The organism is Leucobacter komagatae (assembly GCF_006716085.1).
Classification (GTDB): Bacteria; Actinomycetota; Actinomycetes; order Actinomycetales; family Microbacteriaceae; genus Leucobacter; species Leucobacter komagatae.
The window spans coordinates 3,125,323-3,137,900 of sequence record NZ_VFON01000001.1; the positions used below are offsets into that span (position 1 = coordinate 3,125,323).

9 protein-coding genes and 1 pseudogene are annotated in these 12,578 nt (G+C 58.9%); 9 read left to right on the forward strand and 1 reads right to left on the reverse strand.

The genetic code is table 11. The annotated features are described in order from the left end of the window. Nucleotides 1–19 precede the first annotated feature (19 nt). The 4 genes from FB468_RS14110 (at nt 20) to FB468_RS14125 (ending at nt 6,812) form a co-directional block, all read left to right on the forward strand. Nucleotides 20–1,177 carry an AAA family ATPase gene (locus FB468_RS14110; protein WP_125099265.1) on the forward strand — a complete coding sequence of 386 codons (1,158 nt, stop codon included), beginning with the start codon at nt 20–22 and terminating at the stop codon, nt 1,175–1,177. Further along, nucleotides 1,125–3,539, forward strand: a complete 2,415-nt coding sequence (locus FB468_RS14115; protein WP_125099266.1) for a S8 family peptidase — start codon at nt 1,125–1,127, stop codon at nt 3,537–3,539. Before FB468_RS14110 ends, FB468_RS14115 begins: the two co-directional genes overlap by 53 nt. A gap of 98 nt (nt 3,540–3,637) precedes the next feature. Then, on the forward strand, nt 3,638–4,882 hold the full coding sequence (locus tag FB468_RS14120) for an SIR2 family protein (protein ID WP_125099267.1): 1,245 nt from the start codon (nt 3,638–3,640) through the stop codon (nt 4,880–4,882). Continuing rightward, nucleotides 4,875–6,812, forward strand: a complete 1,938-nt coding sequence (locus FB468_RS14125) for an ATP-binding protein (protein ID WP_125099268.1) — start codon at nt 4,875–4,877, stop codon at nt 6,810–6,812. Before FB468_RS14120 ends, FB468_RS14125 begins: the two co-directional genes overlap by 8 nt. A 386-nt stretch (nt 6,813–7,198) precedes the next feature. Here FB468_RS14125 and FB468_RS14130 read toward each other — a convergent pair whose 3' ends face one another. Beyond that, entirely contained in the window at nt 7,199–8,350 is a 1,152-nt protein-coding gene (locus tag FB468_RS14130; protein WP_141885794.1) for an IS1249 family transposase, read from the reverse strand. Between the two features lie 427 nt (nt 8,351–8,777). Between FB468_RS14130 and FB468_RS14135 the strand changes: the two genes are divergently transcribed. From FB468_RS14135 to FB468_RS14155, 5 genes and pseudogenes are all read left to right on the forward strand, one after another. Continuing rightward, nucleotides 8,778–8,981, forward strand: a complete 204-nt coding sequence (locus FB468_RS14135) for a hypothetical protein (protein ID WP_141887896.1) — start codon at nt 8,778–8,780, stop codon at nt 8,979–8,981. A gap of 24 nt (nt 8,982–9,005) precedes the next feature. After that, on the forward strand, nt 9,006–9,830 hold the full coding sequence (locus tag FB468_RS14140) for a helix-turn-helix domain-containing protein (protein ID WP_141887897.1): 825 nt from the start codon (nt 9,006–9,008) through the stop codon (nt 9,828–9,830). Between the two features lie 122 nt (nt 9,831–9,952). Beyond that, a pseudogene (locus FB468_RS14145) lies at nt 9,953–10,366 on the forward strand (very short patch repair endonuclease); the annotation flags it as partial. Nucleotides 10,367–10,518: 152 nt separating this feature from the next. Next, nucleotides 10,519–11,682 carry a DNA cytosine methyltransferase gene (locus FB468_RS14150; RefSeq protein WP_141887899.1) on the forward strand — a complete coding sequence of 388 codons (1,164 nt, stop codon included), beginning with the start codon at nt 10,519–10,521 and terminating at the stop codon, nt 11,680–11,682. Continuing rightward, the gene (locus FB468_RS14155) at nt 11,675–12,487 is read left to right on the forward strand and encodes a GIY-YIG nuclease family protein (protein ID WP_141887900.1); all 813 of its coding nucleotides are present in this window, start codon (nt 11,675–11,677) and stop codon (nt 12,485–12,487) included. Before FB468_RS14150 ends, FB468_RS14155 begins: the two co-directional genes overlap by 8 nt. The last annotated feature ends 91 nt before the right edge of the window (nt 12,488–12,578 follow it).

A 12,578-nucleotide genomic window follows, 5' to 3' on the forward strand; every position in this document is an offset into this window, starting at 1 on the left:
TGAGGATAGGGTGGTAATCATGTCAGATGCATCGCGCAAAGGTTACCAATCGGAGGGCGGTCTGGAGCGAGCCGTCATTGATCTGGTGAGGGTCGGTACTCGTGGCCATGGTGCAGGGGTTCGGCAGGTTGCATCGCGCCTGATGCGTGCGGTTCCTCCTGGTGTTGAGGATGTTGAGTCGTTTCGAGATGCGATGCACAGCGCGATCTCCGCGGGAGTTGACGGTACCGGGCTGAGGTACGTTGCCGGCGCCGTACCGACCGAGGATGACAGTGCCAAACCGTTGGTCGACATCGACCTCCTCCCGGATGGTGATGGGCTGATGCTCGCCGACGACACGATGAGCCAGCTTCGTGAGGTAGTCCGTGAACGCGAACGAGCGGACGACCTCCGCCGAGCCGGAGTGGGACTCACTCGAACGCTTTTGCTGAGCGGTCCTCCTGGAGTGGGGAAGACAATGACAGCGCGTTGGCTTGCTCAATCCCTTGCTCTTCCGTTGCTCTCGCTCGATCTGTCCTCGGTCGTGTCAAGCTATCTTGGGACTTCCGGACGGAATATCAAGTCTGTCCTGGACTATGCCAAGACAGGTCCCTGCGTTCTTCTGCTGGATGAATTCGACGCGATCGCGAAGAGACGTGACGATGATTCCGATATTGGGGAACTCAAACGAATCGTCAACGTCATTCTGGTTGAGCTTGATCGGTGGCCTGATACGAGCTTACTGATCGCAGCTACGAATCACCCTCAACTGCTGGATGCCGCAGTCGGACGCCGATTTGATCGCGCTCTCGCGCTGCCGCTGCCTGGTCGGGTCGAACGAGCAGCAATCCTTGCCAACCTCGCTGCGACAGCTCAAGCTGTCGATCAAGAAATCCTTGAACTTGTGACGGAACTCACCGCTGACCAAAGCAGCTCCGACCTCACTCGGTTCTGGTCTCTTGCAAACCGGCGTTCCGTGCTCAACGATTCCAACTTGTCAGATGAATTGATTAGTGAACTAGCCCGTCAAGTCCAAGACACGGGTGCGGGACGTGACCGGCTTTTCCTTGCGATGCGCGACATACTAAAGGTGTCGAACCGGCAGATCGCAAGTCTGACCGGCGTTAGCCACCCCACCGTGGCTAATGGCATCAAGCGAGCAGAAGGAGCCAACGATGGCGGCCGTTCGGAGCACTGACGGGATCTCACGTCCACTACTCGTCAACGGCGAAGCCCTACGCCTCGATGTTCAGGCCCCCAACCCAGGTGGCGGTGACAAGTACGAACCTCAGACCGTAGAGGCGGCTCAAGAACTGCTCATCCCACAGATCAACGAGGCAGCAGAGCAGGCGGAAGCCCTCTCTCCTCGCCTGCGAGCAAGCGACCGCGTGTATGTCGAAGCGAAACTGCTCCCCAACTACCTCGCCGCTTCGTATTTTCCGACCGAGTTGCTATCTCACGTCGGTGCTACCCCGGTTGGCTCACGAGCTGATACCGGGCTGTATGTCACCAAGAAGAAGAGAGTCAAGAGTCAGACGAGGCGGCTCATCTTCGCTGTCTCCGATGACGGCTTGCGTGAGCTTCGCCGACTCATCACCCAGGGCGGACGGAACCGCACCGAGAACCAAGCTTTCGCCCAAATCCGCGAGTTAAGCGAAATCTCCTTACCGCGGCAGTCCGATGTACTTCGCACACCGGATCAGAGCGCAGATGCATCATCGCTTCGGCGAGTCTGGGAGGCCGTGCTGCACCCTCGCGCATCCAGCCTGGGCGACGCGATACCGCTGGAGGACGACACACTCGAGCGCTGGTTCGACCTCATCGGTAGCGAAGGCGGTGAGGTGCACCGCGACTTCGTTCGTACCGTTGGCGGCCTCACATTCACCCCGGTGAGCCTCGACGCTGATCGGGCCGAACATCTCTCTCGTTTCAACCCGTTACGTGTTCTTCGACCCATGCCGGCGATCCGACCTCGGCCCCGTTTTGGTACTCGGAGTGTTCTGCGTCTTGCTGCGCCGGCCTCACGCCAACCTGTGATGACCGACGTGTCTGTAGCTGTCTTCGATGGTGGTGTTGACACCGCTCGACGCGCCAATGGTCTTTTTTCCGTTGCAGCCAAAGACCTCACCCCTGAGCCGGCCGACCAAGGCGAACTCGATCACGGCACCGGCGTGACCGGAGCTGTTCTGTACGGCCTCGTAGAGCCGGGCGATCAAGCGCCCACACCGCCGCTGCCCGTGGCCAGCTATCGTGTCCTTCCTGCTCCGCAGATCCCTGGCGATCTCGAAGGCTACTGGGTGCTCGACCGCATCAAGGAATCGATCAAGGCCGGTGGCCACCGACTCGTCAACCTGAGCCTGGGCCCTACTCTGGCTGTCGAAGATGACATGGAACCGAACCGTTGGACGAGCGAACTCGATCAGCTCGCATGGGACGATGACGTGCTTTTCGTGGTCGCTGCGGGCAACGATGGTGACCAGGATCGAGATCTTGGGTTGCACCGGGTGCAGGTCCCTGCGGACATGGCCAATGGCCTCGCGGTCGGCGCCTGCGACGCTCCGTCTCCGGAGAAGCCCTGGGCGCGTGCACCTTACTCATCCATGGGGCCAGGGCGCCACGGCGCTCGCGTTCAGCCGCTGGGTGTCCAGTTCGGTGGAGCAGAAAAACGCATGTTCAACATCGTTCGTGCTGACGGGAGTTTCCTCGAAGCCGCTGGCACGAGCTTCGCTGCACCCGTGACCACGCACGCGCTCGCAGACCTCGTCACGCGACTCCCCAGGGTCAACAGCAGCGTCCTGCGCGCATTCGCCACTCACTTCGCGGAGCGCCCAACTCAGCATGTGAAGCTTCGCGACGAGGTCGGGTACGGGCGACAGCCTCTGACTTTTGAAGACCTGATGGAATGTGGGCCCAACGAAGCTCACGTTCTCTACGTCGATGACATCGAGCGAGGCGATTTGCTCGGCTATCAGATCCCGGTCGCGGGGCAGCTTTCGAGCGACGTGAAACTGCAAATCACTCTCGCATACGCGTCACCCGTCGATCCAACACAACCCACCGAATACACCAGTGCCTCACTCGAAATGGTGATGCGACCACACCATCGCATGCATTCGTTCCGCCCGCCCAAGGGATCGAACGCGAAGAGTCGGACTCTTGACATCAGCGGCCTGGACGCGCGCGCACTGCTCACTCAAGGATGGACGCCCAGTCAGGAACCGGTTACCAAGACCCTCGGCAGCGCCAAGGCTGGAGCATCCGAGGCGCAACTGCGTGATAGCGGCAAGTGGGAGACCGTGCGACACTACCGCGTGACGCTGAAACCCGGGGAAGTAGAACTACCCCGCCTTGAGGTGTCATACGTCGCACGTCGAAGCGGGGCACTAGATAACTCGCCGACAACCATTCCGTTCGCCTTGATCGTATCCGTTGTTGATGAGTCATCAACCGATGACATCTACGATTCTGTCCGAGCACAGTTCACCGCGCTGAGGCCAGCTCAACGTGCACGCACGCGGCTTCGGCCCCGAGGATCTGGCGCCGATCCCCACTGGTACTAAGCCCTCTCTGAGCCGGAGATACTGATCGCGTTCCGGGCAACGAAACACTGAACACGTATAAGTAGGCTTGGAGCCCAGAGATGAAGAAAGGTGCGTGAATGTCGAGTCAGCTGCGCATCGGCCCAGGAGTTCCGGTCGAGAAGGAAGCAACAACCGGTATCTCGATCGATCGACTCCGAACGATCATCCAAGATTCCCACCTGAATTTTCTTATCGGCGCAGGTACCTCCGCACCATTTTTCGAACCTCTCGGAGATGTCGAAAAAGCGCTCACTGCACTTCGGACTGCTGACGAAGAAACCAGACTTGCTCGGGCCTCAGTGCAGGGATACTTCTTCCACAAGGTGCTCGTCCCGAATGCCAAACTTCTGAATGCCCGTACTGACGCCGGCGCGCAGTCGCTGATCAAAACCTACGCGCGGTTCATGGCCGTTCTCAACCGCGTCCTGTTGCGGCGACGGAGCACTCTCCTCGGCAAACAAGTCAACTTGTTTACGACCAACGTCGACATGGCGTCAGAAGTGGCACTCGAACTCCTCGAGATTGATACCAATGACGGGTTCTCCGGCAAAATTCGACCACGTCTCGACCTCGGCGAATACAGCACCCTCCGATATAGACAAGGGGGCCGTTTCGAGTACCGATCAGAGATCCCCACTGTCAATCTCTTTAAAATTCACGGTTCGGCCGCCTGGCGAGGCGAAGGCGACGACATCTATTTTGACCACCAGCTCAAACTGGTGCAAGGGGTGCAAGCGGCGTATGAGGCGGCGAGGCCCTCCTTGATTCGCATCACTAGGCCTGCTCAGGTAGACGCGGTCAGGCTGAGGAGACGGGCAGCAGGAAAAGTGCGTAGCGATGAAGTCAAAGATTTCGTCAAGGCATACTCGCGACTCCAGATCGTCAACCCCGAGAAAACCAAGTTCGCGAGCACGGTTCTGAATAAGACCTACTATGAGCTCCTTCGTCGCTTTGCGAACGAGCTTGAGAAGGAAAACAGCGCCCTGTTCGTTCACGGTTTCTCGTTCCGCGACGAGCATCTTCTTGATCTAGTGACGCGGGCAGCTGCGACCAACCCTACTCTTCAAGTGATTGTCTTTTGCTACGATCGCGACTCCTACAAAGAGATCAAACAACTCTTCCCCATGGAACGGGTCAAGAACGGCAACATCCTTTTCGTGCGTCCTGCGGAACCCGAAAAGGGCGAGGATGAGCGGAAGCTCTCACTCGGTACCGTTGTGGAGGACTTCCTTGAGCAAGTGCTGATTGAGAAGACACCGTCTCCAGACCACATCATCGAGCTCAAGCTTGACTCCGCTGCCGGGGATTTGGCCAGTGTTTGACGAGAATGCGACTCTGAAACGAGATGCCGTATTCAGTGTTGGACGAGTCGTCGCCGTAGAGGGGCGACAAATACGTGTTGCCGTCGACAAACTCAAGAACAGTGCGCATCTTCTCTACCAGGGAGAGATCGTACGGAACATCGCCGTTGGGAGCTACATCAAGATCGCCAAGGGATTTGGAGAGCTTGTAGCCTCGGTCGACGGTGAACGCATACGAGAAGAGCGAGTCGCCTCGCCCGATTACAAGCGAAACGTCGACAGCCTTGTGCGTGAGCTCGAGGTGAGCCTGGTTGGATACTTCGAGAACGGCCGCTTCCAGAGAGGCGTCCGAGAGATGCCTCTCCTCGATAACGAATGCTTCATCCTCAGTGAGAACGAGTTCCAGGCTATTCACACATTTGCTGACGCGAAGACCCCAACGATCCCGCTGGGTGTCCTGGCAATGGAGCCTACGCAGCCAGTCAGCATCGGGGTTGACAAGATATTCGCAAGCCACATCGGAGTGTTCGGAAACACAGGAAGCGGCAAGTCATATTCGCTCGCGAAGCTCTATCACGAGCTCTTCAAGCAGTACGGCAGTCAGCCAGGTTTCCTATACAGATCCCAGTTCGTGCTCATTGACTTCAACGGCGAATACGTCAACCGTGACGCCGAAGGTGACGATGACCATGGCGCGTCGGTAATCATCGAGGACGAACTCAAGGCTGAATACCGCTTATCAACTCGAACGACCTCCGGGGATCGCTTGCCGCTTCCCTCGTCCGCCGTAAACGATCCCGTGTTCTGGTCGATCTTGCTCGGCGCTACAGAGAAGACTCAAGCGCCGTTCGTGTCGCGTGTTCTGAGAGGGGATTTCTGGGATCGCCTACTTCCAGATTCATCCGCACTGCTCGCGGTGATTGGAGACACTGTAGCGAGAGCAACCAAGAGCACCGACCCGTCAATGGATCGACTCCTGCCGCACAACTTCCTTGAAGAGATTGAAGAATGCCTGGGTGTAACGGCCTCTGGCTCTTTCAAAGCGATGGTTCAGGACTTCAAGACCAACCTGAACTATTTCACTCGGAACCACAACTTCTTTTGGGGAGGCCCAAACCCAAAATGGTCTTCCGACCAAGACTGGGAAGATTTCATCGCCAACAAGATCAAGGCTGTCACTCAAGACTTTTCCGCAGTGACCGACGTCGACCTTGTCAGGTTCAAACTCGTTCTGCAGTTCTATAAGGATGTTATTGGCGGGTTTGTGAACCGCGAGCACATTGGCCCGCTCATGAAGCGTCTTCACAGCCAGATCCACGGTATTAAACGACTGATCACAGTCTCAGATGACACCGTAGCCTCGAAGCCGCTTACCGTCGTCTCGCTCCGTGACGTGAATCTTGAGATGCGCAAGGTCATTCCCATGATCCTCTGTCGCCACCTCTACGAATCTAAGAAGATCACCGACCAAGCGAACGATCGCCACCTCAACCTCATCATTGACGAGGCGCACAACATCCTCTCACTGGACTCCTCTCGAGAAAACGAAGCCTGGCGAGACTATCGTTTGGAGACCTTCGAGGAAATCGTCAAAGAAGGCAGAAAATTCGGTGTCTTCCTAACTATCGCAAGCCAGCGTCCGCATGACATCTCGCCAACCATTATTTCGCAATTGCATAACTACTTTTTGCATCGTCTTGTCAATGACTTGGACATCCGGGCGATTGAGAAAGCGGTGTCCTATTTGGATCGGGTGTCATTCGAATCGATGCCGATTCTTCCAACTGGCACCTGCATCCTGTCTGGTGTCGCGGCGCAGATCCCTGTGATGGTCAGTGTTGACGAACTGGAATCACGGTTTGCTCCCAATAGTCGAACTATGTCGATAACAACGGCATGGTCGAGTCCGCTCCCGCCACCGGACGCGAGTGGCGATGAATCGCCGTTCTAAGACGAAACGGGGAGCGCCTGGGACCGAATTAGGGATCGTCGCCGAGCCGGCTGACGTAAACCCCACATAAACTCATCTCGTGGCGTCGCCGGAACTGCGATTCTAGTGGGCCAATCTAGTGGCCAACGTCCTGCAAAGCATGAAATCTGTGACGCGCTGTGCAACGTGAGAAAGAGAATAACCCCGGTCAAGTGGGGTAAATCGGTCAGCTTCTTACCTGGGGGTCAGGGGGTCGCAGGTTCAAATCCTGTCAACCCGACGAAAAAGCCCTGATGAGAAGCTATTTCTCGTCAGGGCTTCTCTCGTTTCTGATGGTCTCCGCCGCAGGTCTAACTGGGTCCAAAAGTGGGCCTATAGGACAAAAAGTGTGTAAACCGTTGGGCGTGTCAGGTCCGCCCTCCCCATCCTTTGCGTAGCCAGAGGCCTTCGCTGGCGTCAAGGCCGGTGCCGTAGAGCTCGGGGCTCGGGTCTGGTTCCGTGAACCGGGGGCGTGGGTTCACTGGCGGGTTGATCACTTCGTGCGTGATGAACGAGTGCGCGGTCTGGAGCAGTCCTGCTTGTTTTAGAGCGAACCATTCCGCGACGCGTTTCTGATGGACGGTGGGCATTCCGCGATGGAATCGGAGGAGTGTTTTCAGGACCGAGTTGAAGGCTCCCTCGAGGCCGCTCGTGGTTCTGGGGATATCGATCTGAACGAAAGTGAACAGGTGTCCGCGGCGTTGGATCTCGGTGAGGAGCCGGTACGCCTTCCGAAGCCGGTCGTGGGTGTACCACCACTGTTTCCCGGTGGGTGAGTCCCATGACCCGTCCTTGAGTCTGCGCCTCGCGTACGAGCGTTCACGAGTGAGGCGTCCGTAGATCGAATGCCAGGCGTTCAACCGCTTGAGCCAGCCGAGAGCGTCCTCTGGCGTTTGTACTTGTGAAAGCTGTTTTGTGAGCGCGAGGAGCGTCTGCCCAGCAACGGTGCGGGGTCTCCAGGTGAGATGGGTGCGTATGTTCATCAGGACGTGGAAGATGCAACGCTGCACGCGCGTATCCGGCCACACTGTTTTGAGTGCCGCGTTCAGGCCTGGCCCGCCATCACACACCACCACGAGTGGGGCAGGGATCTGCGCGAACAACGCACCCCACGCGGCCTGGGTTTCGGTCGAGCACCACTGGAACGCGAGCGGGGTGAGGTCCTCATCGAGCGCGACCAGGAGACACCATCCACCAACGTACGTTCCGTCCACGATCACGCACCTCGGCGGTATCGTCACGGTCGGGAGCGTTGGCCTGATTTGCCAGCACCATTCGATCTCCCGGCGGAAGGTTCGGTCTGAGACTCGTTCCGCGGCTTCGGCTTGTGAGTCCTTGCCCAGGAGCCAGGACAGGAACCGGTCGAGGGTGTGCCGGCGGGTGAGGTCTGCCCGTTTCCTGGTTGAGGAGCTGCCGCAGTTCAGGCATCTCCAGCACCTGGTTCCCGCGCTCGTGAAACCGTTCTTCACGAGCGCGTTGCCGCATACCAGACAGGTGGACGAGTTGGTTGTTTTCGGCACGGTTAATGGTGCCGGGGTATAGCGAACCTCGTACTACGGCATGCTGGTGCGGGTAGATCGGGATTCGTTACACACTTTTTGTCCTATAGCCCCAAAAGTGGGTTCGTTGGAACCGTCTGCGTTCAGCCACTCAGGAGTGCGCGACGGGTCTAGTGGGTCAAAAAGTGGAAATCTAGTGGGCCAATTTCTGGGCAGGTTGAGACCTCGGCCCCTCCCCGAAGCCGAGCACGGCAGGCTGCTTATTAGAGGTGGGGTCCGGTGTGGCGGGGCGGCTCCTTTCTCTTCTGTCGCATCTGCGGTCTCGCGAGGAACTGGTTGGCGAGCCGCGCTTCGGCGGATAGCCGCCCCAGCACGCGCGGGAACCGCGCCCGATCACGATCGGTGGGGCGCGGTTCCCAGAACCCAGGTCTTCACGTAGGGTCGGAACATGGAGGACAACGGCATCGAGATTCCGGATGACCTGGAAATCCGCGTATGGGATCCGGACAGCGGATACCGCACCTGCAGGGTATGCGGCGGCGATTGCGTTCCCGAGCCGAGCGGCGCAGACAGGTACGGTATCCGCATCATGTTCGTCTGCCCGGACCACGGAGCGCACAGCATCGTTGACCCGTTCGCGGACAAGCGCTAGGGACCTGAACTCCTCGGGCAGCTGATGAACGATCCAGAGGCACGCAGCACGATCGTGCTGAACGCTGCTCAGATCGCGGTGCTCAAATGGATCAAAGCAGGAAGCCCCGACGGGGTCTACCTGGACGGCGACTTCGGACACCGCATCTCTGCCCGCACGCTGCAAAGCCGCGGGCTAGTGCAGATCTCGGGTCACGGAGCTCAGTGGCGCGCTCAGCTCACTGACCGAGGCAAGGCCTGGCCCGCTGCCGTTCCTGCAGACATCGAGGCGAGAGAACTTCAAACCCAAGCAAAGTCACGGGGGCCGGCTACAAGCGCTGAACCGCAAGTCACGCTGCATGCTGAACCGGACGAACGGGCCGGGGCGACCGTGAAAGCCATGCGGAGAATCAGCAAACCCAAGCCAGCGAAACCACGCAAGATTCCGACGCGGCAAGTGAGCAAGCAGGAGACCTACATGAAGTACAAAGTCGTCGTGACCCGGGTGCAAGTCGCCGAACGATGGGTACGCGCAACCGATGAAGAACACGCAGCGCAGAAAGTGCAAGAAGAATTCGAACGCCCCTACGGCTACTTCGGCGCTTGGAAAACCACCGCCTCCGAAGTCGAGATCGTCGAAGCGGAGCAGACCACGGTAATCCGCCCGAATCTCCTCTCAGAGACCGGGCCGATGCTGCTCTCCCTGAAAGACGCCGGCGCAGCCCTTGGCATCCCGTACTCTGCCGTGTACGAGCTCACGAACCGAGGCGAGCTGGAACATACCCGCATCGGCTCACGAAAGTACGTCTCCCGAGAATCGCTCATGAACTTCATCAAGGAGAACACCCACCGCGGCTACTACGCAGGCTGATGCCACTTCAGTTCCGAAATGGGAACCAATGTGACAAGGGCATTGGCTCAGATCGCCTACCGATGAGCGCAGATTAGACCTACTCTTAGGGCACGGCAGAGTCCTGGGCGTCCAGCGAACAGGCTCGACGCGCGATGCAGGCAAACCGCTCCCGAGATACGGAGCTTGAACTTGCCGTCCGCCGAATTCTGCACGCGCAAGGGCTTCGCGATCGAGTCGACTTCCGACCGATCAGCGCACTCAGGAGAAAAGCGGACATCGTCTTCACCCGGTTTCGCGTCGCCGTCTTCCTCGACGGCTGCTTCTGGCATGGCTGTGAACTCCATTTCGTGATGCCGAAGGCCAACGCCGCCTATTGGGAGGGCAAGATCACTCGCAATCGAGACCGCGACGCCGAGACGAACCGCTTGCTCGAAGCGGAGGGTTGGACGGTGCTGCGGTACTGGGAGCACCAGAGCTCGGAGGAGATCGCGGCTGCGATCACAACCGCCGTCGCGGTCAAGCGGCGCGCTCACGCACTCAGGCAGCCGCTCTAGATCCGCCTCCGCCGAAGAAGCGGGGCCCGCTGTCAATGACGAAGGAGGAAGACCTGGATCGCTCGCCGAGGAGGAGCCCTGATCACGGCCGCTGGAAGCCAGTGCCGATGTGTCTCGACGTGAATGACAGTGGCAGCCAGTACGATAGCCGCATGGGAAATGTCACGCCGATCAGCGCAGCCCGACCTCGGGTGCTTGAGTTCTTCGCAGGCATCGGCCTAGCTCGTATGGGACTCGAAGAAGCCGGTTTCCAGGTTGCATGGGCGAACGACTACGAGCCTGACAAAAAGGCCATGTACGACGCCCAATTCGCCGAGTCATCGGATCACTCATTCGCCCTCGGAGACATCGGCAAGGTCAAGGCGAAAGACCTCCCGCGAGATGCCGAACTTGCGTGGGCCTCCTCTCCTTGCACTGACCTCTCGCTCGCCGGCACTCGAGCAGGACTCGCGGGCGTGCAGTCCGGGACGTTCTGGCACTTCACGAAGCTACTCAGAGAGCTTGACTACGACCGACCTGAGGTAGTGGTTCTGGAAAACGTCGTCGGTCTCGCGACATCGCACGGCGGAGACGATCTCACCGCTGCAATTCGAGAGTTCAACGACCTGGGCTACTCGGTGGACGTGCTTGCCATTGACGCACGACGCTTCCTGCCGCAGTCACGGCCGAGACTGTTCCTCGTCGGCGCACAGAACCCGCCGGAAGACGTTGCGGAGCCGAACTCCGATCTGCGACCAGACTGGCTCCAATGGGTCTACGGCGATAAGACTCTCCGCACCCATCGCGCGAAGCTCCCAACTCCTCCAGCCCCGAAGACAGAAGGCCTAGGCGAGGTAGTGGAAGACATGTCGTTGAATGATGAGCGTTGGTGGGATGCGGACCGCACTGAGGCGTTCACTTCGTCGCTTTCCCCCATGCAGCGTGATCGCGTGATGGCGTTGAAGCGAAGCCCTGGCGTGAAGTATCGGACGGCATACCGACGCACTCGCAATGGCGTCGCTGTCTGGGAAGTTCGCCCGGATGACATCTCGGGTTGCCTGCGAACTGCGCGCGGCGGTTCATCGAAGCAGGCCGTTGTCCGTCTCGGGAGTAAGCGTCTACAGGTTCGCTGGATGACTCCTCGCGAGTATGCGCGGCTCATGGGGGCCGGCGACTACGATCTGAGCGCCGCGAGGAACAGCCAGGCACTGTTCGGGTTCGGAGACGCTGTCGCAGTGCCCGCGGTCTCCTGGCTCGCGGAGAACTACTTGATGCCGCTGATCCGCGGAAAGTTCGCTTCTGCGAGTGAAATCCAGGAGGCAGTCGCGAATGGCTAGCCGGGGCACAGCGTCGCCACAAAGCGGAGGCCATTCCAAGCCTCGGAAAAAGGATCTTCCAGCACCGCTTGTTCAAGAGTTCCGGCAGCTTTTTGACGAGGCGAAGAAGGCCAAGGACGATCAAGGCAGGAAGATCTCATCAGCGAAGTGGGGCGTTTATGCCTTCTTCGACTACGACGGAGAGCCGATTTACGTCGGCCAGACGCACGAGCAGCTTGCTACTCGCCTGAATCGTCACTTGACGAACCAGCGCACTGACGCCGTTGCGATGCGAATCCTTGACATCTTCGAGGTCGCTGAAGTGAGAATGTGGCCCGTCTGGGAACTCCAAGGAGTCTCCGCCAAGGACAACGACGCACTCAGGCTGCTCGACGCATATGAGTACTCGGCGTATCTAGCTGCGATCGAAGACAGTAAGTTCGGAGCAATCCTCAACGAGAAGATTCCGCCGATCTCCACGCGGGTGGAACTGCCCGAGTCGTACACTTTCCCGTTGATCTCCGAGCAGACGCGAAGGGAGCGAGGCCATGCGGATGTGCGCATCGCCCGCCGCGCTGAGACCATCGCGCGCCTTGCTGCTGTTGCTCATGAACGTGGCGAGGTATCTGACGGCCTGCGTCGCGTGCTTGTGATCCAGGCCGTGCGGCTCGCCTACCTCTCTGCCGTGCGGCTGGCTGAAGTCGAAGGCCGCCCAGAGCCGGACCCTGCGGCGATCTCTGTTGAAGGACTCGTCGGTAGCGTGCTCTATGAGCACTCGGATCCGCACGGCGAGAAGAGGGATGACGATGAAGGTGGAGTCACCTGAAATCGCAGCTTTGCACATCAGAGGCTGACGGCTGAAACTTCTTGTGACGTTGCCCTCCCTGATAGGGGCAACATCATTCTTTCTTCGATGC

What these genes read in the sequence shown, in the direction of transcription:
- FB468_RS14110 (WP_125099265.1), top strand. Translation starts at nt 20, where the DNA reads ATGTCAGATGCATCGCGCAAAGGTTACCAATCGGAGGGCGGTCTGGAG.
- FB468_RS14115 (WP_125099266.1), top strand. Translation starts at nt 1,125, where the DNA reads ATGGCATCAAGCGAGCAGAAGGAGCCAACGATGGCGGCCGTTCGGAGC.
- FB468_RS14120 (WP_125099267.1), top strand. Translation starts at nt 3,638, where the DNA reads ATGTCGAGTCAGCTGCGCATCGGCCCAGGAGTTCCGGTCGAGAAGGAA.
- FB468_RS14135 (WP_141887896.1), top strand. Translation starts at nt 8,778, where the DNA reads ATGGAGGACAACGGCATCGAGATTCCGGATGACCTGGAAATCCGCGTA.
- FB468_RS14140 (WP_141887897.1), top strand. Translation starts at nt 9,006, where the DNA reads ATGAACGATCCAGAGGCACGCAGCACGATCGTGCTGAACGCTGCTCAG.
- FB468_RS14150 (WP_141887899.1), top strand. Translation starts at nt 10,519, where the DNA reads ATGGGAAATGTCACGCCGATCAGCGCAGCCCGACCTCGGGTGCTTGAG.
- FB468_RS14155 (WP_141887900.1), top strand. Translation starts at nt 11,675, where the DNA reads ATGGCTAGCCGGGGCACAGCGTCGCCACAAAGCGGAGGCCATTCCAAG.